The organism is Psychromonas ingrahamii 37 (assembly GCF_000015285.1).
Lineage (GTDB): Bacteria > Pseudomonadota > Gammaproteobacteria > Enterobacterales > Psychromonadaceae > Psychromonas > Psychromonas ingrahamii.
Window position 1 is genome coordinate 2,135,591 of sequence record NC_008709.1, and the last position, 26,287, is coordinate 2,161,877.

Annotated in this window: 24 protein-coding genes; 11 read left to right on the top strand and 13 right to left on the bottom strand. The window is 38.5% G+C overall.

Annotated elements, in window-relative coordinates; all coding sequences use genetic code 11:
- Positions 1–103 precede the first annotated feature (103 nt).
- From PING_RS09175 to thpR, 7 genes are all read right to left on the bottom strand, one after another.
- On the bottom strand, positions 104–448 hold the full coding sequence (locus PING_RS09175) for an efflux RND transporter permease subunit (RefSeq protein ID WP_157035340.1): 345 nt from the start codon (positions 446–448) through the stop codon (positions 104–106).
- Positions 441–3,566, bottom strand: a complete 3,126-nt coding sequence (locus tag PING_RS09180; RefSeq protein ID WP_011770099.1) for an efflux RND transporter permease subunit — start codon at positions 3,564–3,566, stop codon at positions 441–443. Before PING_RS09180 ends, PING_RS09175 begins: the two co-directional genes overlap by 8 nt.
- Entirely contained in the window at positions 3,563–4,894 is a 1,332-nt protein-coding gene (locus PING_RS09185; RefSeq protein WP_011770100.1) for an efflux RND transporter periplasmic adaptor subunit, read from the bottom strand. Before PING_RS09185 ends, PING_RS09180 begins: the two co-directional genes overlap by 4 nt.
- On the bottom strand, positions 4,881–5,543 hold the full coding sequence (locus PING_RS09190; protein WP_011770101.1) for a TetR/AcrR family transcriptional regulator: 663 nt from the start codon (positions 5,541–5,543) through the stop codon (positions 4,881–4,883). The genes PING_RS09185 and PING_RS09190 overlap by 14 nt, the downstream gene beginning before the upstream one ends.
- A 166-nt stretch (positions 5,544–5,709) precedes the next feature.
- A complete protein-coding gene (locus PING_RS21605; protein WP_269571626.1) occupies positions 5,710–5,841 on the bottom strand; it encodes a hypothetical protein in 132 nt (43 codons plus the stop codon).
- A gap of 244 nt (positions 5,842–6,085) precedes the next feature.
- Positions 6,086–6,397, bottom strand: a complete 312-nt coding sequence (locus PING_RS09195) for a hypothetical protein (protein ID WP_011770102.1) — start codon at positions 6,395–6,397, stop codon at positions 6,086–6,088.
- Between the two features lie 72 nt (positions 6,398–6,469).
- Positions 6,470–6,994: an RNA 2',3'-cyclic phosphodiesterase gene (gene thpR / locus PING_RS09200; protein WP_011770103.1), complete on the bottom strand. Its 525-nt coding sequence runs from the start codon at positions 6,992–6,994 to the stop codon at positions 6,470–6,472.
- 376 nt (positions 6,995–7,370) lie between these two features.
- Here thpR and PING_RS09205 point away from each other — a divergent pair, with 376 nt between their 5' ends.
- A complete protein-coding gene (locus tag PING_RS09205; protein ID WP_011770104.1) occupies positions 7,371–7,754 on the top strand; it encodes a hypothetical protein in 384 nt (127 codons plus the stop codon).
- A 511-nt stretch (positions 7,755–8,265) separates the two neighbouring features.
- A complete protein-coding gene (locus tag PING_RS09210; protein WP_011770105.1) occupies positions 8,266–8,535 on the top strand; it encodes a YrhK family protein in 270 nt (89 codons plus the stop codon).
- A gap of 755 nt (positions 8,536–9,290) precedes the next feature.
- On the opposite strand, the gene hpf is transcribed toward PING_RS09210, so the two are convergent.
- The gene (gene hpf, locus PING_RS09215) at positions 9,291–9,659 is read right to left on the bottom strand and encodes a ribosome hibernation-promoting factor, HPF/YfiA family (protein WP_011770106.1); all 369 of its coding nucleotides are present in this window, start codon (positions 9,657–9,659) and stop codon (positions 9,291–9,293) included.
- 634 nt (positions 9,660–10,293) lie between these two features.
- On the opposite strand from hpf, the gene PING_RS09220 reads away from it, so the two are divergent.
- From PING_RS09220 to PING_RS09240, 4 genes are all read left to right on the top strand, one after another.
- On the top strand, positions 10,294–11,172 hold the full coding sequence (locus tag PING_RS09220; RefSeq protein ID WP_041766301.1) for a hypothetical protein: 879 nt from the start codon (positions 10,294–10,296) through the stop codon (positions 11,170–11,172).
- A gap of 215 nt (positions 11,173–11,387) precedes the next feature.
- On the top strand, positions 11,388–11,837 hold the full coding sequence (locus PING_RS09225) for an SMI1/KNR4 family protein (RefSeq protein WP_011770108.1): 450 nt from the start codon (positions 11,388–11,390) through the stop codon (positions 11,835–11,837).
- A gap of 231 nt (positions 11,838–12,068) precedes the next feature.
- Positions 12,069–12,293, top strand: a complete 225-nt coding sequence (locus PING_RS09230; RefSeq protein WP_041766303.1) for a hypothetical protein — start codon at positions 12,069–12,071, stop codon at positions 12,291–12,293.
- 631 nt (positions 12,294–12,924) lie between these two features.
- Entirely contained in the window at positions 12,925–13,209 is a 285-nt protein-coding gene (locus PING_RS09240; protein WP_011770110.1) for a hypothetical protein, read from the top strand.
- 271 nt (positions 13,210–13,480) lie between these two features.
- Here the strand turns inward: PING_RS09240 and PING_RS09245 are convergent, their stop codons facing one another.
- The 3 genes from PING_RS09245 to PING_RS09255 all read right to left on the bottom strand — a co-directional run bounded on the left by PING_RS09245 (position 13,481) and on the right by PING_RS09255 (position 16,572).
- Entirely contained in the window at positions 13,481–14,971 is a 1,491-nt protein-coding gene (locus PING_RS09245) for a PhnE/PtxC family ABC transporter permease (protein WP_011770111.1), read from the bottom strand.
- Between the two features lie 69 nt (positions 14,972–15,040).
- Positions 15,041–15,718 (bottom strand): ATP-binding cassette domain-containing protein, encoded by a 678-nt coding sequence (locus PING_RS09250; protein ID WP_011770112.1) that lies wholly within the window; start codon positions 15,716–15,718, stop codon positions 15,041–15,043.
- Positions 15,718–16,572 (bottom strand): putative selenate ABC transporter substrate-binding protein, encoded by an 855-nt coding sequence (locus tag PING_RS09255; protein ID WP_011770113.1) that lies wholly within the window; start codon positions 16,570–16,572, stop codon positions 15,718–15,720. The genes PING_RS09250 and PING_RS09255 overlap by 1 nt, the downstream gene beginning before the upstream one ends.
- 410 nt (positions 16,573–16,982) lie before the next feature.
- On the opposite strand from PING_RS09255, the gene epd reads away from it, so the two are divergent.
- The 3 genes from epd to PING_RS09270 all read left to right on the top strand — a co-directional run bounded on the left by epd (position 16,983) and on the right by PING_RS09270 (position 20,350).
- The gene (gene epd, locus PING_RS09260) at positions 16,983–18,098 is read left to right on the top strand and encodes an erythrose-4-phosphate dehydrogenase (protein ID WP_011770114.1); all 1,116 of its coding nucleotides are present in this window, start codon (positions 16,983–16,985) and stop codon (positions 18,096–18,098) included.
- Between the two features lie 135 nt (positions 18,099–18,233).
- On the top strand, positions 18,234–19,670 hold the full coding sequence (locus PING_RS09265; protein ID WP_011770115.1) for a DUF2867 domain-containing protein: 1,437 nt from the start codon (positions 18,234–18,236) through the stop codon (positions 19,668–19,670).
- Between the two features lie 359 nt (positions 19,671–20,029).
- Positions 20,030–20,350 carry a septal ring lytic transglycosylase RlpA family protein gene (locus PING_RS09270; protein WP_232279442.1) on the top strand — a complete coding sequence of 107 codons (321 nt, stop codon included), beginning with the start codon at positions 20,030–20,032 and terminating at the stop codon, positions 20,348–20,350.
- A gap of 22 nt (positions 20,351–20,372) precedes the next feature.
- Here the strand turns inward: PING_RS09270 and PING_RS09275 are convergent, their stop codons facing one another.
- Positions 20,373–20,849: an LEA type 2 family protein gene (locus tag PING_RS09275; RefSeq protein WP_041766307.1), complete on the bottom strand. Its 477-nt coding sequence runs from the start codon at positions 20,847–20,849 to the stop codon at positions 20,373–20,375.
- Between the two features lie 926 nt (positions 20,850–21,775).
- Here PING_RS09275 and PING_RS09280 point away from each other — a divergent pair.
- The gene (locus tag PING_RS09280) at positions 21,776–21,970 is read left to right on the top strand and encodes a hypothetical protein (RefSeq protein WP_041766309.1); all 195 of its coding nucleotides are present in this window, start codon (positions 21,776–21,778) and stop codon (positions 21,968–21,970) included.
- A 975-nt stretch (positions 21,971–22,945) separates the two neighbouring features.
- Entirely contained in the window at positions 22,946–23,983 is a 1,038-nt protein-coding gene (locus PING_RS09290) for a hypothetical protein (RefSeq protein WP_011770118.1), read from the top strand.
- 354 nt (positions 23,984–24,337) lie between these two features.
- Here PING_RS09290 and PING_RS09295 read toward each other — a convergent pair whose 3' ends face one another.
- Positions 24,338–25,597 carry a M18 family aminopeptidase gene (locus PING_RS09295; RefSeq protein ID WP_011770119.1) on the bottom strand — a complete coding sequence of 420 codons (1,260 nt, stop codon included), beginning with the start codon at positions 25,595–25,597 and terminating at the stop codon, positions 24,338–24,340.
- Between the last annotated feature and the right edge of the window lie 690 nt (positions 25,598–26,287).

The following is a 26,287-nucleotide window of genomic DNA, read 5'->3' on the forward strand; positions in this document are numbered from 1 at the left end:
AGCATAGCACCACCTATCTCAGACTTTCCCGGTTTGCATTGTTTTGTTGATCTGTGTAACAAAATATTTATGCCGGGAAAAACTATTCAAGGTTTTTTATTTACTATTTAAGGGATTGTTGTTTTTCTTCCATGACTGTTTCTTCCAACTCTTGATGTTTGTGTATTAAACCAAAATCAGTAAGTACCGCATAAGCACTTGGAATAATAAAGAGTACCAGCAAGGTCGAGGCAAAAATACCAAAGACAATCGAAATTACAATGGGTTTAACAACTTGTGCCTGTAAACTGGTTTCCAGCAATAGGGGTAATAAACCTGCGGCGGTTGTCAGAGAGGTTAAAAAGACAGCCCGGAACCGGTCGCGACTGGCTTTCACAACGGATTCATAAATGTTTTCACCGATATCAATATGGTGGCGGATATTATTTATGCCGGGAAAACTATTCAGGTTTTTTTATTGTTTCTTCCAACTCTTGATGTTTGTGTACTAAACCAAAATCAGCAAGCACCGCATAAGCACTTGGAATAATAAAGAGTACCAGCAAGGTCGAGGCAAAAATACCAAAGACAATCGAAATTACAATGGGTTTAACAACTTGTGCCTGTAAACTGGTTTCCAGCAATAGGGGTAATAAACCTGCGGCGGTGGTTAGAGAGGTTAAAAAAACAGCCCGGAACCGGTCGCGACTGGCTTTCACAACGGATTCATAAATGTTTTCACCAATATCAATATGGTGGCGGATATATTGGACCAATAAAATGGAATCGTTAACTACAATACCGGCGAGTGAAACAAACCCTAATATAGAAGGCATTGAGAGGTTATGCCCGGTTAACCAATGTCCCCAAAAAACGCCAATTAATGCCAATGGAATCGCCAACATGACCACGAAGGGCTCCAGATAGCTTCTAAATTGAAAGCTTAAAATGGCAAACAAACCAAACAGGCCAATAGAAAAACCTTTTATAAACGAATTCGCCGTTTTAGTCGACTCTTTGCTGGCACCTTCGAGATTCACACCTAAACCCGGATATTTCAGTTGCAGTTCAGGAATAAAGACACTTTGTACTTTATTCATTATTTCTGAGCCATTGGCTTTGCTATTGTCCACGTCGGCCATGACGGTGATTGTTCTCTGGCTGTCAATTCGTTGAATTCTCACAAAGGAACGTTCATAGTCAAAGGTTGCAACTGCGTTAAGGGGTAAATATTTACCGTCTGCAAGCATAATGGGGAAATTACGCAGTGCTTGTATATTTGCTGCCTGGTCTTTATTTAAGCGAACTTGAATTTTAATATTTTCCGAGCCAGCCTGAATTTCATCTGCTGTTTGCCCAAAATAAGCCGCGCGCAGTTGATCGGCAATTGTTTTACCGTCTAACCCGTAATTTTCAGCTCCATCTTTAAGTTTAATTAGAATTTCTTCTTTACCCGGACGCATGTCATCCAGAATGTTGTTAACCCCGGAAAATTGATGTAAATAGGTTTGCAGTTCCACCGATGCTGTTTTAAGTGTCTTTAAATCATTATGTTGCAGCCGTAATTCAATATCACGACCTGCCGGTCCCATGGCAGGTTGTTTAAATACAATGGAGATGGGATCAGCCAGTTCTGCAGTATTTAAACGCCAGTCTTTAATAAACTCCTCAATTAATGAATGACGAATTTCCGCCGAGAGCAAGTCCAAGCGTACCGTTGCCAGATGTGGGCCTTTTTCACCCGCATCGGCATTAACATTATATTGTGCGGTGATATCCCGGACTAATGGAGAAGGTTCATTTTTTTCTTGTGTATACTGATTACCGACTAATTTTGCGGCACTGATAATATGCTCAACGGTTTGTTGAGTCTGCTCCAGGGTTGAGCCGGGCGGTAAAATAATACGTGCTTCGGCAATATCGCCATCTAACGCTGGAAAGGGGACAAATTTTACTATCCCGCCAGCAAGTAAAGCGACCGATATTAGCAACACACCAAAAGTTAACCCTAAGCTTGCGTAGCGCCACTTAACAACAAGGGTCACCAGTTTGACCAAAGAGTGAGTGCGAAAGTGTTCGAATTTTTCTAAGAATACCCGCTTAAATTTAAGCGGCGGTTGGTCATTTATACTGGCATTAAGGGAATGCCTCAGGTGGTTAGGTAGAATCAAAAAGGCTTCAATCAAACTGATCGTTAAGACAATGATTAGCACCAGAGGGACTGCCGAGAGTACTTGTCCCATTTGTCCGTCTAACCAAAGCAGACTGCCAAAAATAAAAATAGTGGTTAAAAAGGATGAAATAACACCAGGTGTTACTTTCATAACCCCTTTGATCACCGCCTGATCGACCGAAAAGCCTCTTTCAACATGGGCCGCCACGGATTCTGCGATTACAATGGCATCATCCATCATAATGCCTATTGCCATTAATAAACCGACCAGCGTCATAACATTAATCGAGATGCCAAACAGACTCATAACAAACAGTCCGCCCATAAAAGCGACAGGTAATCCGGCTGAGACCCAAAAAGAATAACGAAATGAGAAAAATAACCACATTGAAAAGAACACCAGAATAATACCCTGCAAGCCATTTTTTAATAACATGCTAAGGCGATCCTGCAGTAAAGATGAAAAATCGTTGGTCAGGGTCAGCGTGACACCTTCGGGTGCGATTAATTGTTCATGTTCAACAAAAGCTTGTACTCTTGCTTTAATACGCAGCGCATCATCGGCTTTGTTTTTTTGGACCTTAAGCATGGCGGAAGGTTTGCCATTAAAAAGGGTATAAGCCTCTTTAAGTTCAAAAAGATCGGTTATCGTGGCGACATCATTCAGGCGAACAATACTCCCTTCGGTGTTGGCCGAAATAATGATTTTACCGAGTGCTGCCGGTGTTAATTTACGTTCATCAAAACGAAGTAATAAATTTTTAGCAGGCAGTTCGAGCGTGCCTACCGGCATCTTAATATTTTGCCGACCGATTTTATTGGCTATTTCTGCAACCGTCAGATTTAAACGGCGCATATCCGTTTCGTTCAATTCAACGCGAATTTGGTGGGCTGAGAATCCGGTCAATGTCACCAAGCTGACGTCTGCATCAACTTTCAAGCGATGTTTAACGTTTTCGGCATACGCTTTTAAGTCGGGCAAACTCAGATCCGCGGAAATGGCAATATCAATAACTGGCTCTGCCCAATCTAATTCTTTAACAGTCGGGGCTTCAATCTGACTTGGGAAATCTTGAATCGCATTAATTTCAGTTTGAATATCCACCAAACTTCGACCAATATCAATCTCTCCACCCAGTTTAATCCTGAGCGATGCGCTGCCTTCCTGAGCATCACATATTGTTTCTTCAATATTACTTAAACCGTCAATGGCATCTTCCATACGCAGGCAGATACTTTCTTCAACCTCTGCCGGGGACGCGCCGGGATAAATAACTGTGGCAATAATATAAGGGGGCGTAAATTCAGGAAAGGTTTCACGTTTCAGGGAGTTCAGGCTGCTTAACCCTAATACAAAAAAACTGAGCATAATAAGATTTGCAAGGGTTGGATGACGCGCGAAAAAACGGATCACTTGACACTCTCTTTTTGTATTCTGGCTGTATTTGAATCAATACTGTCGGATTCTTTTATTTTTAGACTCATTCCGGCAATAGCCGGAATAAGGTCATTTAAAATTAATTGGTCGAGGGCATTTATTTCACCGGAAATGGCAACACCCTGTGCATTCCGAAATAGGATGGTAATCGGTTTTATTTGAAGTTTATTCTGCTTATCCATCAGATAAATATGATCACCATGTAATGCTTTTTCCGGTATGACAAAATGCGGTGATGAAAATCCCTGCACTTTAGCAGTGACAAACATACCTTTAGTAAGTGTATTACTTAAATCTAACTGTTTAATATTCTGTTTCACTTCTAAATAAAAACCGAGCGTCGCCTGATCTGGATTTATTTTTTCAGCAATACGGGTTAATTTTGCAGGCCAGTGTTGAGTGCTTTCGCCAATCAATAGCTCTATACTTGCGTTAAAATTTAATTTTGCAATGGAGGCTAACGGATCGTCTAAAGGGGCTGGAATGCTCTTCCGCAGGGTGTTTGCATCCTGCAGTGACAGTTCAGCTTTGATCTCCATTATACCAGGTTGGTAGGCTTCAAATAATACCGCACCGATCAACACCGCTTGTGCTTGTTCGATATTAACGTCGGCAATTCTTGCATCAAAAGGTAAGGTGAAATGTGTCTTTTCCAACTGCCGATGGGTATCTGCTAATAAAGCTTGATTGACGCTGATTTGCGCTTTAATAACTTTTTTATCGTCGGGTAATAATGCCAGTCTGCTGGTTAATTCCTGCACTAGACTGCGCTGTGCCAATAATAATTTTTGTTCATTTTCCAGATCTGAATTGGAAATTAGTTTTTTTTGTTTGAGTAATGATTTTCGTTGGTATTCCTGAGCCGTCAAAGTCAGTTTTTGTTGTTCAATATTAAGACTGGCATTGATATTCTGCTCTTCCTGATCAATCCGGCCTAATTGTACTTTTGATGAATTTAGATTGGCTTCCGCCTGCGCTATTTTTAATTGATATTCCAGAGGATCAATTTTCAGTACTAAGGTGCCTTTTGGAATAAGACGACCGCTTTCAAGATCTGGATGGCGATAAATTATTTTACCCTTCACTTCTGCAATGCCCTGCCAAGTATGCTTTGGTGCCACTCGGCCATAGCCTATAATCTGTGGCGCGCTATTTTTTTTGGATAATACCATGACATCAACTAAACGTGCTTTGTCATAATTTTCTTGTAACTCTGGGGACGGTTTTAAGGCGATTGCAGCAAATAACACCACAGCCCCTAAAATGATGCCTGGGAATGCAAAGCGTTTTTTATTGCTGGTCATTTAAATCGTCCTTGTTGTTGGTTTTTTTGGTAATTATACCCTGGTGTAAAAGTTGGTTATTCTGCTCTGCAAGATGCTCCATAAACTCAGGGGTGATAGAAATATCCATGGCTGATTTAAATAAATCGGGAATCAAAAAAGGAAATATCATCATGCTGAAAAAGGATAAATGCGCACACTTAGGATCAACATTGTTCTCTAAAATTCCGTTATCTTTTAAACGCGAAAACAGATTTAAATTTTTCGGCTGTAAAATATCTTTAAGGATATTCTTTAACTCTTGATTGACGTCTGTCGGCGGCATTGAAGCAATTCGGTATACTAATTTGGGAAAATCCGGATTTTGGCTCATTATCCGGTAGTAGGTCTGCATGACAATATAGGGGGGGGCATCGTTGAGCTGACTATCAACGGCATTAAACTTAGCCAGCAAAGGTGCGGAGGTTTCCTTAAGCATCGCGTTAAACAGGCCTAACTTTGATTTAAAATAATAGCGGATCAGACCGGGATCTAAATTTTCCTGCGCGGCAATCGCACGAATTGATACTTTATCATAGTCATTAGCCACAAACAGTTTGCATGCCACTGTCATTAATTTAGCGCGATTATTTGTTTTAGCGGCAGGTCTACCAACTTGATTTTTCACCATCCAATATCGCCTTACTACATTAATTCTTCAATAGAAGAATATAATAAACTGATCAGCCCACAAAAGTGTAGATAAACAATTCCCCGATTATTCTACATTTGCAGAATTTAAGCTTGGTTTACATTACAATACGTTACCTATACCTAAGTCAGTTCAAGATGCAAATTCAGCACTTTCCCTGAATGCCAGAAAAAAACGCAATATCTTGCTGAATTTCTGCACCTTGAAGCCGTTTGGATATCAATTCAGTCAGAAAATCTGTTTTAGCGGCAGGTCTACCGACTTGATTTTTCACCATCCAATATCGCCTTACTACATTAATTCTTCAATAGAAGAATATAATAAACTGATCAGCCCACAAAAGTGTAGATAAACAATTCCCCGATTATTCTGCATTTGCAGAATTTAAGCTTTGTTTACATTACAATACGTTACCTATACCTAGTCAGTTCAAGATGCAAATTCAGCACTTTCCCTGAATGCCAGAAAAAAACGCAACATTTTGCTGAATTTCTGCACCTTGAAGCCATTTGGATTTAAGCTTAGTCAGAAAAACCATCATAAATAAAAAGATGTTTGCTTTGATTGAAAGTCTCCTCGGTACATTCAGCAAAAGCAATGGCCAATGCATAATTTTCAAGACGAAACTTCTTAGTTTTAGCTATCTCATACTCATTCATAATGATATTCATTGCTAACTGCGTCCACTCGGGCTCGGTAGGCCCAATGCTGACTTCCGGTGGATCGTAAAATGTAATCATCCAGTCTTGCAGTTGCTGGGATGATATTTTGCCTTCACCCCAATTGCTCAGTAGGGTAATCAGTTGTGTTTTAGTAATCTCTGGATTGTTCATAAAACCTGTTCGTTGGCTGGGTAGATGGGTGATAAGAATAACTAATTTTCGCCATTATGTCAGCAGTTCTGATTATTCAAGGTTCCAGGAACGCAAAATTTGATATTTAACCCCCTCTATTGTGCTTTGGGAATGAAATAGATGGAGAGTCTTAGGCGTTAATAAAAGCGGTTGAATATCCACTGAGGTTGACATGTTTTCGGGTAAATATTTGGCTTTTCGTGCCAGTGTAATATGGGGCGTGAAAGGATTTTCATCTTTATACAATTTGAATTGAGTTGATAGTGCTGAGCAGTTTTTAGCGAGTTTTAATAAGGCCGGATCATCAATTTGACCCGTCAGGCAGAGTATTTTTGGTTTTGCCCAATGGTCTAATTTATCAAGACTCAGGTTGAACTTGGGCTTATCCATCAGAGAAATCTGCTCCTCAAGTTGCTGCTGAGTTTTATCGTCGATAAGCCCTAAAAATAGTAAAGTCATGTGTAAATTTGCTGCAGGGACTAATCTGACTGCTGAATCGAAATTTGCCTGTAGTTTCGATAGCTGCTGAGTCTGTTGTTTGTCTAATGCTATGCCCAGAAAGAGTCTTTTTGTCATTTCACCCACTCAATTAAATAGTTAGTCTGCTTATTGCTCATTTATTATTTGAATCGAAGTTTTGAATAAGATGATCGAATTCAAGTTAATCATAAGCCCCTTTGAGTTACCACTTATACTGCATTTTATATGAATACTAATGCACTATTTTCGCATGCTTTATATTTTAATATATTGAAAATAATAAGTTTTTTTATGGCTTGCATTGTAAATCTCTCTATAAATGTAAATGCTTCACCTTTTTAATATAAAAAGTTAATTTATATTAAATTATATGTATCATTTGTCTGTTTTTTATGCTTGTGATGGTCTAATCTTTGGCGATCAAAAAATTTATATCTTTACTAGATAAGAAAGCAGACCTTAAGAGACTGTTATGTTTCTGCGTAATGGGTGGAGCGCTGAAATTAAAGATGTAATTGCCACTCACATCATATCATTCAGGAGAAGGCAGATGGCTTCAGTATCGAGTTACAGTGTTCTATTTTATGGTGGCCCGGATGGTTATCAAACAAACCGAGCTCAGATTCAGTTGAATGATGCAGCAGGGAAAACCGTTGCTTGGGTTCGATTCAACGATCCAGGTATGTTCTTTGAAGCTGATTCGAACTCTGGGGGAATTATTAAGATGCACCTTCCTTCCTCCATGTTCGAAAATGTTATCGATGTTCTCCGTAACGAGAAACCTATTAACGTCTATTTTGTCCAAGGACGTGGTTTTTTGGGGACGTCAAGTGAACCTGTTGGGGAAAATGAGTAGAATCTAACAAATAAGGATAGGTCGTGTGAGCAATCGACTTATCCTATTGTTGGTAAATGACTTTTTCTGGCCGCATAATCTCAGCGGTTTCTATCTGCCATCTATTCTTTTAACACTGGTTTATACTTTCATCGAGCTGTGCTTGTTGCTCGCTTTATTGAAAACGAGCAACTGTGCTGCAATCTAATTTAATCATAGGTCCCCCTTTGAGTTTCCACTTCTATTACACCTTACATGAATACTTGATATTTCAACTGATTAAAAAATAAAAAGTTGATTTTTTATGGTTTGAAATAATAGAGATCTCTATAAATTAAAGTGCGTTATTTCTCCAATATAAAAAGTAAATTTACAATTAGATATGTATGCTATCTAACTGTCTTTTATGCTTGTTATGGTACAATTGTTGCCGATAAATGAAATTTTAAATCTTTATTAGTAAGAATACAGGCTAATACAGTGTTATGTGCGTGTTGAGCAGCTTCCATTAATATAGTTCAAAGGTTTTTCCATGAGCGACAAGTATAGTATCGATAACCCACTTACCCTTACCGTCGGCAATGAACAGTTAATTATTCGGCGTCGCTATGAAGTAATTAGTATTATTAATGATTTTTTCATAGCGCTCTGGTTCTTGTCGGGGAGTGTGGTTTTTCTTTATCCGTCGTTGGAAAAAGTAGCTATCTGGCTTTTTATCATTGGCAGCGCTCAGTTTTTGATCCGACCAACAATACGTCTCTTAGCCCACCTTCATATACAACGAGCGCCAGATAGCCGTTGAGGACTGTAACAATGAAAGTCACTATTTGAATTTTACATTTGTGTTGCACCTGCATGACATGCCTGGTATTGATCTCTGCTACTTATCGTAAATATTTAAAATGGGGGAACAAGGAATTTAATCTCGTTGTTGGTGAAAGATTTTTTCCTGGCCGCATAATCGCAGCGGTTTCCATCTGCAATTTCTTGTATTAACACTGCTTTATACTTTCATTGAATTTTGCTTGTTACTCGTTTTATTGAAAACAAGCGACTGTGCCGCAATCTAAATTAACCATAACCCCCTTTGAATTTCCACTTCTATTGCACTTTATATCAACACTTGATGCTCTATTTTTACATATTTGATATTTCAACTATCAATGACTTTGAGTTGCTTTGATGCTTGTATTTATTGCTTAAGCAAAAAGTTATTTTCAGATAAAAGACGGAAATAAAAGCTGGAGCAGACAAACCTTTTTACAAATAAACCAAACCAATGCGGTTACGAAAATTTCCGACCATTTTTCTTGTCTGAGAAATTACTTTAGCAAAGGAAATCATGGAGCGAATTGAACACCAGTTCATGCTTATGAGCGCGCTAAGCTCTGCGTGCCCTTAACAATTAACATGGCCACTCAAGATGACTGGTATAAAAAATAGGGGCATCGTTAGCTCATCTAACCTGTAGTGCTTTCGCTTTTGTCATTGTTTATTGTACCCAAAAAAAAACGCAGCGTAAGCTGCGTTTTTGGGTCGTTAACAGAACGAGTCGGGTTAATTTAAGTTCATTTCTTGTTCTTTTTCTTCATCCGTTTCGTAATCCGTTTCAGGTTCAGTCAGGTCGGGCTTTTCATGTAAATCTGCTTTTAATTGACCTTTGCGGTGCTTTAATACTGTCTCTAATTTTTTAGCAGCACTTGCAATAGCAGGGTACATGACATAATCGTTACCTTTAGCGGCAATGCTAGTTCCTTCATAATTGGTGCTAATTTCAACATCAAACTCACCATGCTCTTTGGAAATGATGATATCTAGCGAGATAAGCGTGGGGAAATGGGTCGCTATTTTAGCGAATTTTTCTTCTAAGTGTTCTTTGATGCTATCAGTAACATCAACATGGTGACCAGAAATATTTATTTTCATAGATTGTCCTTAACAAAATTTACTTGCCAAATTTATCGCGTATTACATTTATATATTTACATAAATAAACTCGTTGTACAAATGTAAGCTTACATAATTAGACATACAACAAGTGGATTTTTTACCCGTGTTTATGTCAATAATATGTGCACTGTCAATATAAATACTTTAAACGATAATAGCTGGACACCTTATAATAGCTGGAGATCCATCTCATTGACTAAATATTAATCCACTTCTCTATTTTATTCAGGCACTTTTTTGAATGATTAGGATCTCATTATAACGCGATTTCGTGTAACACAACTTTCTCTGGTTGATACGCTTTACTTTATGAATAACATCCTTGTTATTCACTTTTTCGAAGCCAGTTGAATCTGTTCAAATTTATTCCCTAAAATTTGTTATTGTATTTCCCGTTGCGTAAGTCGTGCTTCTTATGCTTGTTTTACAATGTATTCACTTAAGTGTGTTTTTTGGTATGATAAGTCATTCAAAAGGGCTAAATACGGCTGGCTATTTCGCAGTGTATATTTAGCTTCTTTTAGCCCATTATATAAGAGGTGTTCTGTGTTACGAACTCAGATAGAATGCAAAATAAATCCATTTGATGCTTGGTAAAGGCCCATCCTATATGAATGTCGTAAGAAAAAATTCACCAAAAAACTGGGTAATGAGTACCCTTATTATTATTCTGCTTGGGTTGGGATCCACCAACACCATAGACAGTATTGCAGAAAACAAACTCGAGGCCTCGTTTAGCAATGCATTAACGACCTTTGCTGTTGTCCGTGGCATTAACGCTGTCATATCAGTTGTTCAGGGAACCGAAGTTGCCATTGAGCCCGGAGGAGTCGGGGTTATATTGACACCCGGTGAAATATTGGATCCTGCAAACGACTTAATAGAACGATTTTCCTGGATTGTATTGGCGGCAAGTACATCCTTAGGCGCTCAAATTGTTTTATTAAAAATAGGCACGACTGTGCTGGCCAATTATTTGGTTATTTTATCAGGCAGTATTCTGCTAATCAGTATATGGACCTCTATTTTAGCCAATAGTAGTTGGAGAAATCTCCTGATTAAGTCCGCTATTTTGGTGATCTTTATAAGATTTTTAATACCTATAGTCACGCTTGCAACTGAGGTTGTATACAGCTCAATCCTAAGCCCTACTTATATTAACTCACAGGAAGTGCTTGAAAATGTGGAGAATGATGTTCAGGAATTGCAGGCACGAGACAGTTCATCGGTGTCTGATGAATCTGAAGAAGGGATTTTAAGCTCTATTAGACGTTTTTATGAACGCACAACCAATAGTATGAATATATCCGCCCGATATAAAGAGTATGATCAAAAGATAGCGGGTGCGAGTAAACATATTATTAATCTGATCGTTGTGTTTATCTTCCAAACACTGGTGTTTCCTCTGATTTTCCTTTGGCTCGCAATTAGACTTTTTAGTCTGCTAATCAATAGCAACTTCTGGCTTCAACCAACATATAACAATTAGGGACAATGGGCTGCTTCTTATTAATAAGGGTTAACTGTCTTGGAGTATTTCTAAATTAAGAGCATTGACCTATTTGTAAAATTTCTATGGCTTGTGAACAGATTTTTCATCTGCTAATTAACAGTGATTTCTGGCTTCAACCTGCATCTAACCATCACAGAGAGGGTTAACGCCGGCCCTTCTAATAAGGGTTGATTTTCTTGGAGTATTTCTAAATGAACAGTATTGATCTATTTGTAAAAAACTGGGGCAGTAAAAGCGTTATGGTGCCAATAAAGGATCATGATATTAAAGAGCTGGAATCAAAACTAAATATTTTTGTACCTGACTCATATAAATATTTGATATCTACATATGGTTTAGTTCACACTCCAAATGTACTCACTAAAATTTGCGATTTAAGTTCTGAACTTTCTGAAGTACAAGATTTCTTAAGCCTGGAAGATATATTTTCTCTATCAAAGCTATATGAGATGACGGGTATGCCAAAGGGGCATATTTTGTTTGCGTCTGATTGTAAGGGCAATATGTTCTGTTTTAAACTGACGGATTGTGCGCGTCAGAAAACAGATGTACCCGTATGGTTTTTTGACCATGATTTGTGTACCGTTAATAAAGTATCTCAGTCTTTCATTGGATGGCTGGAGGAATTTAATGCACTTTAAAACAGCCAAGAAACCCTTCAAAAGGGAAATATAGCGGGCTTCTCTTGGTGATCTTCGCCATTATTTTTTCGCCAGTTATTAATGTGTTTAGGCTGTAGAATAATTTTTTTATAAATCCATGAAAACCTGCGCTTTTTGACCTATTGTTTTAAAAGGAAAGAAAACTTCTGGAAAATATTTTTCTCTTAAATGGAAAAATTCTACAGCCTCGTTATATACACAAGGGTAATCATGGATAACGTGGAAATTACAAAATCTCAAGAGATTCTTCTTCAAATAACAAAAATTGTTGAAACCGAGTGCGCTCATGATGCAAATGCATTATTAGCAGAAGGATTTGTTTTAATGGGTGTAAGCAATAGCGTTTTTGAAGACAGTGAAAATCGTTTTGTTTATTCCGTTGGTTTTCCAAAACCAATTGTGGAACTGAGTCATTGGGCTAGTGCTAATTTTTAAAAAAAGCTAATTGAGGACAGCCAAAACTTTTAATAGAAACCTTTTAATGGCACACCAATTCACACCTGCTTTAAAACCCATTTTGTATGCACATGACTAGCGGCAGGCATGACAAAGTTACGTTCTTCATTAATTTCACTTGTCGATACTCCCTATTAACAATGCTCTTCCCTTTGTGGTCGCCGAGTATGGTCGCCGAGCATTTTTGTATGGTGACAGACAAATTTTGCGGATCGCCGTCAATGGATGATTGATCAGCTTAATGGAAAAGCACTGTTACCTGCATGGCATATGTTGATTTAAATCCTGTGTGCGCGAAAATGACGAACAATAAAAAGATGGGCTGTCCAGCTTTCTGTCAACACTTATATCAAATCAACAAGTTACTAAATCGCCATTTATTGTGTTATTTTTTTAACTTTAAATTGATTTTTTTAGGCGTTTTATATAAGGAAGGCAGCTGTAATTTTATGAAGAGTGAGTTATTTCCAAACTTTTTGATGGTTAAATACTCAGTAATTACTATTTTAATGTAAGACTTGTTTTCTATTGTATGCAGGTATATTATTTTAATATGATTGTTTTTTTATATTTTTAAAGCAGATAATCTAGGTAGATTAAGTGGGGCCCAATGAACAGATGGTATGACAAACGACCCCGTTTGGGAAAAAGATTGGATGAGTTTAAAGAAATGGATCAGAAAATTAGAGAGCCTATTTTAAACGAGATTATCGGTTTGGTGAAAAAAAACAAACCAAAACTTCTTAATTCAGACTTTCGTTTTGACTCTTTTCGATTACGCTGGTATGAGCATGATCCTCATCTTTGGTTGGTGTTTAACATCTTACAATTAGCCGACGTCGCTATTTTAGAATTAGTCGAATATTATCTCGAAAACAGACGTCTAGTGAGGTAATTAACTAAGTAAGTTCTTGGAGAAAAACCCTGCCATTATTGGCGACAACTAGTATAAAAAACACTTCAAAGTAGCATTAAAACCTTCTAGTATCCCTACACATTAATTTTTAAAGTTTGCCTATCAGTTGTTTCTTGTGGACGGGATTCAGTTGTCGCGGTTTTTGCTAAAAAAAGGCAGCAAAAACAGCACTAATAACCAATGTATTAAAGATGAGATCTTGCATTGCGCAGGAAAATTAACACTAGCAAGCTTGTAAATAATCACGCGGTTAATGCAATAATCGCCGAGCGAGATAATCAACGATGACATTGAGCCCTGCAGTGAAAACCAATAATAATAAGGCTGCGCTAAAGCGAATTTCAGCAAAATTACTGTCAACATAAAATCCTAACGTCATTACCCCAATCATGCCCAAAATAGCTGTTTCACGGATAATTACTTCAAAACGATAAAACAATAGGCCCATAAAATGGGGGTATAGGGCAGGAAGAACCAGATAACTGTATTGATCAATCCTGGGCTTATAAGTCAGTGGCACTGTCACGCTATCAGCCTGACGCGCCATTAAAAAGACCATAAGGCCACTATTGTGCAATGCTAAAGCGATAATAGCGGGTAACATGGAAGGCCCTAATAGCATCATAAGCACAAAGGCCAATAAATATTCTGGCAGTGAACGTAATATTAAATTCACGGCCCGCATGATTAATATGACAACTTTTGGCATCATCAGCCGGGTATTAAAAGGTAATAAAACCAGGGTCAGCAAATAGGTTAATCCTAATGCACAAAAAGCCAAGACTAAGGTTGCAATCATTCCGGGAAAAACCTGCTGGCTGATTAAGTTATAAGCCCAGTCAAAGACCTTCGGCAAAATATCAGGATTAAACCAGCTTAAGAAGGGTTGCCCCTGCAGCATAGGTGGTAAAATATCAACACTGATAAAGCGCCAAATAAGTTGACCGTCAATGGCCGGAATAGGCGGTAAAAAATAGACGGCGAGTGGTAAATACAACCACAAAAAAATCGGTTTAGCCCAAAAGCGTATAGTGCCAATTAACAGCACGAATAGGATTAATAATGCACCACCTTGTTCATAATGCCCTTGGCGAAACGCCGATTCTAAATAAAAACCTAAGGTAGGCATACCAATAAAACCGAGCACAGCACTACTGCGCAGCGCACACTCGAAACGGTAACGAATATAATCGACAATCTGTGGATACATATGCATCCAGCGGCCATAAATAAATGCCGAAAGTTTATCTGTGCCCTTTGGCAGAGAAAATAATGTGTGTTTTGGTGCTTGCTGTAAAATATCTGAAAATATTCGGGCAAACGTGGCGGCATAAGGAAGGGCAATAGCTAAAATACCCGTAATGGCCGATAAACCGAATATTTGTAAAAATATTAGCGCCCAAAATATCTCATGGATAGCACGAATAAACGCACAGATTGCCGCAATCAAAGGATGCTGATACCACAATGCTAATGGAAATCCCAATAGCAATCCGAGCGTTATCCCAAGTAGAGCAAAACTGATGGTTTGCCACAGAGCTTCAAGTAAATACTCTGTCGCGAAAAAATCGGGATGAATAAAACCCAGTCCCATACGTCCAAGTTCAATCCAAGGTTCGAGCGCAATCACTTCGGTATCAGCAAAAAACCAACATACTGATACCATCAGTAAAAGCAATAGCGTTATTTTTTGCCAGTGTCCTACAAAAGAGAATCCACTAACGGTGATGATTTTAGGCATAATAGAAAGGGTGGTGACTGAATAGGGAAAAGTGGGTTATAAAAAAGTTGTTTTTTAGTATTAATATCTTCATATCACTGCATTTTTGACAGTATCTGCCAATGTATAATGCTGAGATAAATGAGCCAGCGTTAATTGATTGGCTTTCTCATCTAAGGCGACTTTACCATCGCTAATCACAATAATGCGCTCAAAGTGTGCTAACGCTAATTCGGCATCATGCAACACACAAATAACACTCGGATGCGCTTGCTTAATTAAATTTAACAGTCGTAAGCCCATTAATGGATCTAGTGCAGAAAAAGGTTCATCGCCCATAAATACTGGCTGCCGCTGAAATAACGCTCTGGCGATAGCAACACGCTGACGTTGACCGCCAGACAACTCGCTGACTTTCTGGTGCAATGGCGCAGTTAACTCAAGCTGCTGGCAAATAGCGCTAATGTGTTGTTGCGGCTTGTTAAACGGCCATAACAAATTAGTCAAATTATACCAGCTAGAATAGCGCGCTAGCCCACCAATAAACACGTTATGATAAATCGACAAGTTATCGACCAGTCCTTTGGCTTGAGAACATAAACAGGTTTGTGCGGACAGTTGTTGATATAGGTGATGTAACAGCGTGGTTTTACCCACGCCGGAAGGACCTAAAATAGCCACATGTTCATTTTTGTTAAATAATAAATTAATTTTAGGTAAAACAATCTGTTGGTTATAACCTAAATCAATATCAACCAACGACAACATTAATCAATCATTCCAATTTTTTTAGCAACACGCTCAATCGGTTCATAATCGCTATTTTTGGCTGGAACAAAGGATGTACGCGGAAAACTGGCTAATAAATCCTTATCGGTCATCCCAATTAATGCTTTAGTCAGCTTCTCTTTAAAGCCTGCACCAAAATCACTGTCTACGCCCGAACGTACTGTCCATTGATAATCTGGATAGGTAGGGCTTTCCCAAATGACTTTCACCTTGCTGGTATCAACCTCACCTTTTTCAACAGCGGTGTCCCACACTTTATAATTTACCGCGCCTACTTGATAAACACCTGCTTCAACTTGGCTGATGGTACGGCTATGATCACCAGAGAAACCGATGCGTTTAAAAATTTGATCGACGGGTTTACCTAAATTTTGCTCAATAAAAAACTGCGGCATCAAACGGCCTGACGTTGAACCCTTAGAGCCAAAGGTAAAAGTATAATTATCAAGTACCGGAAAATCATCAGACAATTTTATGTCGACAGAATGATGTGCAATCAAATAACTCTTAAAAGATTGATCCTCAAACCCTTGCGCAATGGCCTCAGAACCGGGTACCAAACCACGCGCTTGCACACCGGATAAACCACCAAACCAAGCAAGTTGTACCTGGTTATTACGAAACGCCGTGATCGCAGCAGAATAAGATTTTACCGGAATATACTTGACTTCAACGTCCAATTGCTTAGATAAATAATCGGCTACTTTTTCAAAACGTGTACGAAGATTGCTTTCATCGGCATCGGGAATAGCTGTAAAAGTAAAAGTGGTACTTAATGCACAGGTCGAAAATAAACTTAAAAGACCGGCCGATAATAAATGTGTTAGTTTCATCTCAATCCTAGGGGGAGGGTAGTTAATCCGGGCATTTTAACTTTACCTGATAATCGATGCAACGCTTCATTGTGGTCACTTTGTGGAAACAGCTCTGAATAGCAATAAGGATATCCATTCACAGCTTGCTGATAATGCTGCATTAATGTAGCCATCGCATTAATGTAGCCACTGCATAATAGGTTATCTTATCAAGTGTTATCGTCCCGCAGGTGCTGTTTTAATATTTTAGCGTGTATTACCGTGCCGATTCTTTTTCAACTGAAATCGGTTTGATAATTTTCAAGTATATTGGTTATACCAAGTGGGCTATTGCCTTTCCTGGCAATTAAACCCTTTAATATATTCGCTTATGCGCTAATTTATCCTACAATGGTGCTTGTTTTTTTATTGGGTGTTTTACAGTTATTATGTCAATTAGAATTGCTATTAATGGTTATGGACGAATAGGGCGCAGTGTAGTGCGTGCATTATATGAAAATAACCGTCAAGATGAAATGAAAGTCGTGGTCATTAATGAACTTGCTGAGCCGTCAGCGATCGCACATTTAACCCAGTATGACTCAACCCACGGACGTTTCCCCTTTCCCGTTAATTTACAGAATAACCTTCTAAAAATTAAAAATGATGATATTCATTTGGTGCGTTTTTCTGAACTTGCTGATTTACCATGGCATGAACACGATATAGATATAGTCTTAGATTGTACCGGTATTTACGGCTCTAGAGCCGATGCCGATGCGCATATAGCTGCCGGGGCTAAAAAAGTGATTTTTTCTCATCCAGCAGATCCAGATGTAGATGCAACGGTTGTTTACGGTATAAACCATCAACAACTCACCGGTGACGAAACGTTTATTTCGGGTGCTTCCTGTACCACTAACTGCATGGTGCCGGTGATAGATACTCTAGATAAACACTTTGCTATTAAATGTGGGACTATTACGACTATTCATTCTGCCATGAATGATCAGCCGGTGATCGATGCCTACCATTCAGATCTGCGACGTACCCGCGCCGCCAGTCAGTCTATTATTCCCGTTGATACTAAATTAGCCGCAGGAATAGAACGTATTCTGCCTAAATTTGCCAATAAATTTGAGGCGATTGCAGTGCGCGTTCCAACCATTAACGTGACCGCAATGGATCTCAGTATTACCGTCAGTAAAGATGTCACTATTCAGGAGATTAACGATTGTCTGCTAAAGGCCTCTGAGACCAACTTAAAAGATATTTTGGGTTACACCGAAGCGCCGCTGGTTTCAATTGACTTTAATCACGATCCTCGCTCTTGTATTATTGATGGAACCCAAACCCGGGTCAGTGATGGGAATTTAGTTAAACTATTAGTCTGGTGTGATAACGAATGGGGATTTGCTAATCGTTTGTTAGATACCAGTTTTTATCTTGCTAATTTGGCAGAACAAAAAAGACTACAATCTACAGAGACAGTCAAATCACTTGAAGATACAGGCATCAGTAACGAAATAAAGGATGAACTTCAGGATAGAAGGAAAATCATCTAGTTATTCCAAATCAAAAAGTGGTAATACTTGAAAAGGGAATAACCGTTTTCATTATGTGACCCTTGTACCAGTATTCAGGCGCACCGCTGCATCTTCAATCTGTGATCATAAACAATATAAGAAGGATGCTTATTAATGACAAAAAACATTTTGGTGGTGGGGGCCTCGGGTTATGTGGGTAGTCAACTCGTCCCGGCGCTTGCGCAGACAGGTTATAACGTCACAGCGACAGCGCGGGATCCCGCGGTACTTGCAAAACGGAGTTGGAGCCGACTCGATAATATTAAAATAGTGACATTAGATTTAACCCTTAATACAGATTTATCCCTTATTCTGCAGGATATTGATATTGTTTTTTATCTTGTGCATAGCATGGGCTATGGCCCGAATTTTGTTGATATTGAACTTGATAACGCTAAAAATTTCAGTGCACAGTTAAAAGCCAGTGATGTTAAACAGCTTATCTATTTAGGCTCTCTGCAACCTGCTTCCAGCGATTCCAAGCATTTTGTTTCACGTAAAAAAACCGGTGATATTTTAAGAGAAAGCAATGTTATCGTCACTGAATTAAGAGCTGGCATTATTGTAGGTGCGGGCTCTGCAGTATTTGAAGTGATGCGTGATGTGGTTTATCACCTGCCTGTTATGATCATGCCAAAGTGCATAAATTCTCACAACTCACCTATTGCCTTACAAAATCTGCTCTATTACCTGCTGGCGTTACTCAAACTTCCTGCCGTCACGCATAAAATTTTTGATGTTGCAGGCCCGGAGTTAATTACCTATCAAAAACAGCTACAAATAATTGCCAATTTGATGGGTAAAAAAGTACATATTATCCCCCTGTCAATGTTAACAACTAAGGTTGCTGCCCTCGGGTTTAAAGTTATCACCTCGGTGCCGACCAATATTGCCAAAGCATTGGTGGAGGGAATGTGCTATGACTTAACGGCCGACGGATCCGAACTCCAGTCTCTTATTCCACAAGCATTACTTTCTTATGAACAAGCCGTGGCTGAAAGCTTAGCCAATGAACAAGATATTATTAATAGTGACCTATGGGGATTTGATCCCGATGCGCTTTCTTATTGGCAACCAGGTTATGCTTATTATCCAAAGCAAGCGGGTCATTGTTTTAAAACCGATGTCAGTGCTGAATGCCTTTGGCAGCAGATTCAATTAATCGGTACGCAGGAAGGTTATTTTTATGCAAATTATTTATGGCGAATCAGAGAAGGGATAGATCACCTTGCTGGTGGGAATTCCTTAACGCGTTATCGTAGCCATCCTGATAAAATAGCATTAGGTGATAGAATTGACTCCTGGAAAGTTATTGGCATTAAAGAGAATAAATTTTTGTCTTTATTAATGGGCATGAAAGCACCAGGATTGGGTCGACTTGAATTTAATATTGTGGATAAAGGGGCATATCGGGAGTTAGATATACGTGCCTGGTGGCATCCGGCAGGTTTTTTAGGCTTATTATATTGGTTTGCACTGATGCCCGCACACTTATTTATTTTCAAGGGAATGACAAAAGCTATAGTGAAAAAATGCAAAACTAAAATGTAATCTTATTGATAGCAATGGTTTGCTTAAATCACCATTTTACGCAAAAAATAAAAGGTTGCCCCTAACCGATAGGATGATGACCTATAATGATTTGTCATCAGCAACCATTTTCCGCGTCAAACAAATTCGTCATTATATTTTTCGTCGTTCCACTTAAAAATTTTCATTGTATTTTACTGTTTAAAACGATGTTTAAAACGATGCTTTAACAATTTATAACACCTATTTATCGCTATACTCAAAGGGTGATCCATTAATTTATTGAGGTGGGGAATGTTTTTAAAGAAGCCAACAATATGATGACGTTGAGTATTAAACGATTAACTATTGCTGTTTTTGCCATCACTCTTTTCGCTTGTATGCCGGTACTCTCTCGAAGCCGCGACGGGTATAAAGAAGTTGGGAAAGCTTCTTTTTATGCCAATAAGTTTCAAGGCAGACTGACCGCTAGCGGTGCTGTTTTTGATCAAAATGCGAAAACAGCAGCGCACAAAAAATTATCTTTTGGGTCAAAAGTGAAAGTAACTAATTTAACAAATGGCAAAAGTATTATGGTGATCATCAATGACAGAGGCCCTTTTGTAAAAGGGCGTATTATTGACCTGTTACGCTCCGCATTCAGTCTTATTGGTTCTCTCGACTCAGGCGTGATTAAAGTGCGAATTGAAGTGGTTCGCTAGTTCTTTCTGTTGGTGATTTGTGTTATCTAGATTGATTGCTTAATCCTTGTAAAAGATTTTCATTTAAGAATCCCTCTTTGCTTAGATTAAAGGCAATAAATCCCTTGGGATCTATTTTTGTTTGCAGTTGGTATTTAATATCATCACCTGAATGTTGACTTAGAGAGGTTAATAATTTAAACAGATCAAATAGTGAAACAGCTGTTTGTATTTTGATGGGCGTTTCACTGTATCCCTTTAATGTAGGGATTTGACTGGACACACCGGATAAAATCTTTTTATCATTAATATCCAGGCGTAAAATGATGCCTTCAATTTCTAAATCTTGAGGATTCGGATTTAAGACTAATAAGTGCACATTAAAACGAGGGGATAACCCCGCCGCCGTTGTTGGCTCTATATTAATTAAACTCACTTCCAGATCTTGTAATTGTTGTATTTGAGTACATCCACTTAATCCAACAACACATAATATTGCAATAAACTTCCAAAGAGACATATCAGCCATTCCATTAATAATAAATAATAAATAATAATAGCAAAATAATATAGATTGTATTTTTTGAAATAAAAATAAGTTCAGAAAATATTAACCAACATTTATGTTTTTTTAAATTCGATTCCAGAACAACAGCCAGAAATCCTTGCCTATGATGATACTCTGGTCATTGTTTGTCTACTGTGCAAAGTGTCTAATGCGGATCAGGCAATGCAGCAGGAAGAAGCCTCGGCCATAGAAAGTTCCTTATGTAAGCTGTTATCTATTGATATTCATTCCTAAGTACGCAAAGGGGTGCAAAATGCGTTAGCTTTATACTCTTAATGGTCCAGTCAATTTATCTGATTCCGATGACTAAAAATTAATATTTTAACTTTATCCTAAATTTTAGGCGTAACAAATCTGCTCCCATTCAGAAAAAAGCGTAACGGAAAGCGCTATCATGCTTCGCCTTAAGTTAAATGGCGACCTGAAAGCTAAGTGTAAAACCAAAGCGCATGGCGGATGATTTGTGCAGAGTAACGATAACCGGCGTAAATATTTTAATTTTTCATCAGCAGATTATCTGCATAATTTGAAACGGGTCTGTTAAGTTCACAGTACCAGCAGAATATGCAGTGAGCATTCATGATACCAACCAAATCAAGATGTAGCACAACCACACGCTATGATTATTTATAGTAGTAAGGTAAAATAAGTTGAGAAAGTGAAAGCCTACTAAAAAGGTCACATACACGTGGTGCTTATGTCTTTTTAAAAATATTTACGGTAATACAGACAATGTATGAGGAAATATTAAGGTTGAGTGCATAACCCGTTTTTTATTTAAGCTCACCGTAGTATCTCAGACGGATTTCTATACCGCGCGTTATACCCAAGCCCTCTTTTAGGGCTACTATTTAAACAATATAAGGAACCAACAATACATGTCGGATTTAAAAAACCAAGACGTTAACCCGAACAGTGAACAAAACCAGCTTAAAGCCTTACTCGATCAGCCTATTGAAGATTTACCACTAATGTCTCTGTACCGCATCAGATACCTAGCTACTGAGCTTTCTATGAAGGATGTAGTAGCACTCGCTCAACAGTTTATTGATAAACGTCAACAAGCAAAGTAATGCAATAGCAACAAACTTCCCATGGATAGCGGGGGGATTGTCAACCTATAGAACTGAATCGATTAAATCCAGTCAAATACCCTTTAATCTAAATTTTAGACGTAACAAGGCAAATAGCTGGGCACCCATCTAATCGATTAAATATTAATTCGCTTCTATGTTTTATTCAGGCACTGTTTTGAATGATTAGGAGCTCATTAAGATGCAATCTTGTGCAATACAGATATCCTTAATGAGAGTGTAAAAAGATTGTGGTACGCCTATTATTTATTGTATTTCCCGTTGTGTGCGTTGTGCTTTTTTATGCGGCAAGGATAAGCTCAGCGGACAAAGCTTTGAACATTGTAGATAATGAATGGTCGAATCCCGCCCATTCTTAACCTCCATCTTTAACCTTCATTTTTAATATTGATACCTGCGCTTATGCCATTATGTCTAATCACTATCATCTAGTTTTGCATATTAATGAATTAGAAAAAAGAGAATTCATCGATAAAGAAGTTTGCCTGCGTTTACCCTCTGGGCTGGTTAAAGCTATTCTTATTTTTCCCTTAAAATAAGTGGGAGGGCGCTTTAAATCGCAGGCACTATCAGATGAAAATACTTTAATTACCTGCATAGCTTAGGTTGATTTAAACTCAATACGCGCCAAAATGATCAGGCTCGCAGGTACTAAACCACAATTACTAAGCCACAATGACTTCATGCATTAGGACTGATATTCATGAGTCTTCACCTTCAATTATAACCATTGTAATTAATGGATACCCACAATTGGTTTAGGAAAACCGTGCTTCTATGTGCATATCAACAATCCGTATCGAAATGATTGCCTTGAAACACACCGTGATTTTTATCGCTGTCATGTAAGCGACATCTATTTGTCATATCAGGCCGATATGATTCGCTCCAGATTATTAATAATTTTATGAGCGCTGTATTAGTGTTCTTATTTTTCTTTTGGAGAAATTGCATATGCTTAAACATTTTGCCTTAACAGCCCTTGGCGCATTCGCTCTGATGTCAGCAACGGTACATGCCACATCGATTGAGCCTGCTTCGGTATTGAAAGTTGGTTTGTGGGGAGATCAATTCTATAGCGACGATATGGCGCTTAAAGAAAAGAGAGCCAAGCAAACGGTTGATTCTATGAATGCCCATGATTTGGGTTTCACCCTGTTTACAGGTGATACCAAAAACGGACACTCGAAATGTACAGACGACGCCATTGGTGCAAACATTGTAGATACCTTTAATTCATTAAAAGCACCGACACTTTACAGCGTTGGCGATAATGAATGGACAGATTGTCACCGTACAAGCAATGGTGGCTACAATCCGTTGGAACGTTTGTCTTACCTGCGCAATGTGTTCTTCAAGACAGAGACAACCCAAGGTACACATCCAATTGCGGTTAAAAGACAAGCGGTTGATGGCCAGCCATATAGCGAAAACAGCCGTTTCACGATGAACAATGTTGAATTTGTCGCGTTGGCTGTACCAGGAAGTAACAATAATCTGATTGGCAAAGAAAAACATTGCATCAAAAAATCCAAACGTACTGAAGTGGAGTGTAATGCGGCGACAAATGAATACGAAGCCCGTAATGCTAAAAATATTGAATGGCTTAAAGCGTCTTTCAAAGAAGCGCGTGATCATAAATATGCAGGTATTGCCATCGTTATTCAGGCGGATATCTTTTTCCCATTCGAGCTTTCTGATGGCGGTTATAAAGATGACTTCCTGCCAAGCCTGAACGAGAAAAATGGCTTCAGCGATTTTTATCATACATTGCAGGCTGAAACGCACAATTTTGGCGGTCAGGTCTTATTGGTACATGGCGACTCTCACTACTATAAAGTAGATAAGCCTATGTACGAAGATGACGGACGTCTGACGGCAAACTTCACACGGGTGCAAGTGTTTGGCGCAGAAGACAACAGCTGGATTGAAATGACGGTAGATCCAAAAAGCGAAGACGTTTTCTCCTTCGCACCGGTTATTCTCCAATAACAGTCGATACAAAGTGATACTCAATCAAGGAACCGTCACAACAATTTTCATGATGGTTCCCTGACAATGCACATATCCCCTCTACTTATTCTCACTATCCGATGCTTTACGCAGCACTAAATCCAGCTATGGCCGACAAGCAGTCTTGTTAAATAAGCAAACAGATATTAGGAACGGTGACGTAATAGCGGGCCTCTTTGCGATTTATATCTGTTCCTATGTCACCTATGCCATCATGAGTAATCACTTGCATATTGGGTTATAAAAAGAGATATCATGATTGTAATTACCTATACTCAACCTTGCCGGTTTGCTATATTAAAAGATTTAGTTCCTCTGGTGTTACAGTCGATATTACTTGCTAAATCCTAAAATGATTTTATACAAAGAGTGTGCATCATCACTACCACAAAGCTCACGTATAGAGTGCATTGCTAAAGTAGGAAGTCCAACATCAAGTGTATCAATCCCAAGTCTTGTCGCAGTTAATGGACCGATAGTTGAACCACATCCCATATCACTTCTTGTTACAAACTCTTGATACGGCTCATTTACAGCGTTAGCCACATTCATAAATCTTGAAATAGTTGTAGAGTTTGAAGCATATCGCTGGTTTGCATTTATCTTTATAACAGTGCCTTTATTGATGTGTGGAGCATGATTAGCATCGTGTTTGTATGGAAAGTTTGGATGGATTGCATGTGCGTTATCAGCAGATATTAAAATCGAACCTCTTATCATCTGCATATAGTCCTCATAATCGTTATACATTCTTCTAAGCGTATTTTCTAAAAAGCTCCCACTTGCACCACTGGTTGACTCACTTCCAACTTCTTCATGGTCACTGGCAATAAACATCATAGGTTTATCATCATCTACATTGCATATACTTAGCAGTCCAACATAACAGCTAAGAAGGTTGTCTAATCTTGCACTCGCTATAAAGTCGTCATTTAAACCTACATATGAAGCATTCGCTGTGTCATAAAAACTAAGTTCATTTGCATAAAGCGCTTTAACATCTTGAATCCCCAACTTCTCAAGCTGCAATTTTAAGAACTCATCAAACTCGAAATCATCATTTGTTGTAAGGATAGGTGAGATATCTGTCTGCTTATTTACCGTTCTCTCTTTATTAGCATTCTCATCCAAATGAATTGCAAGTGATGGGATAATCGCAATAGCCTTTTTAACATTAATCAAAACATGTTGAATAACATTTTTAGAGTCAAGATAAGAAACACGCCCTGCAAGTGAGAGATCTCTGTCAAACCAAGGATTTAGTAAAAGACCTCCATAAGGCTCAACGCCAAATTTCACAACGCCATGCTCTTTAGTAACGGGTTTTGGCTTTAGTTTTATATTGGGTGAATCTGTATGAGCACCCACTATTGTGTAGTTTTTATCTTTAGGATATGTAAAAGCGATAACAGAAGAATCGTTGCGCATTACAAAATACTTCTTACCCTCTTTGAGCTTCCATTTTTGGCGTTCATCAAGCTTTATAAATCCAGCATTCTCTAACATCATACTCATATTTAAAGTGGCATGAAAAGGTGTAGGAGACGCATCTAAAAATCCTAAAAGCTCTTCGTTAAAATTTTGTTTATTCATATTTTAATCCTTCAAAAGTGTAAGTAATAATTTAACGCTACATTCTTTGCGAAGTCAAAGATGACTCCATTTTAAATCAATTTAAGCTTTCGTATGGGCTCACTTTTAGCCTGATATTTGGATATTATTTTGCTTATTTACGCCCTAGTCCTTGTTAATAGGGCTTTGGTGCAGGATTTTTTATTCGTAGTTTTTTAAAAAAGGTCATTTCCAGTCTGCTTATAAAGCCCCTTATCCAGTATTCACCTGAATGTTTATCACTAATTCAGGTGAATTAGCATCTGCTCTAATCCACTACGGCGCGTTTGCGAGTTATCTTTCTGAGGCGTAAAGGGGCACAACGCGCCCTCAGAGCTTTTACTCTATTTATCTGTTGAGACTACCCCATTTATGCTCACTTCCCCAATAGTGAGCGTAATGGCAAAAGGCAAAGTCCTGATCCCTAACGCTTCATAAAAAGAATGAAAAAAAGAGGCAAATAAGGAGAATATGAGGTGAGCATATTTTAGATATTACAAAAAAGGATGTTTATTCGACTATCCTCTATCTTCTTTTTTATAAGGCAAGTGAATGTTGCTTGAGTATAACGGCCTGTTTATAAAAGCGGCCAATAAACAACCAATTGCAAGATTTCAGGAGTGGCCAACAATAGTCTTACGAAATTGCAAAGACCCGTAGTTTATTACCTAA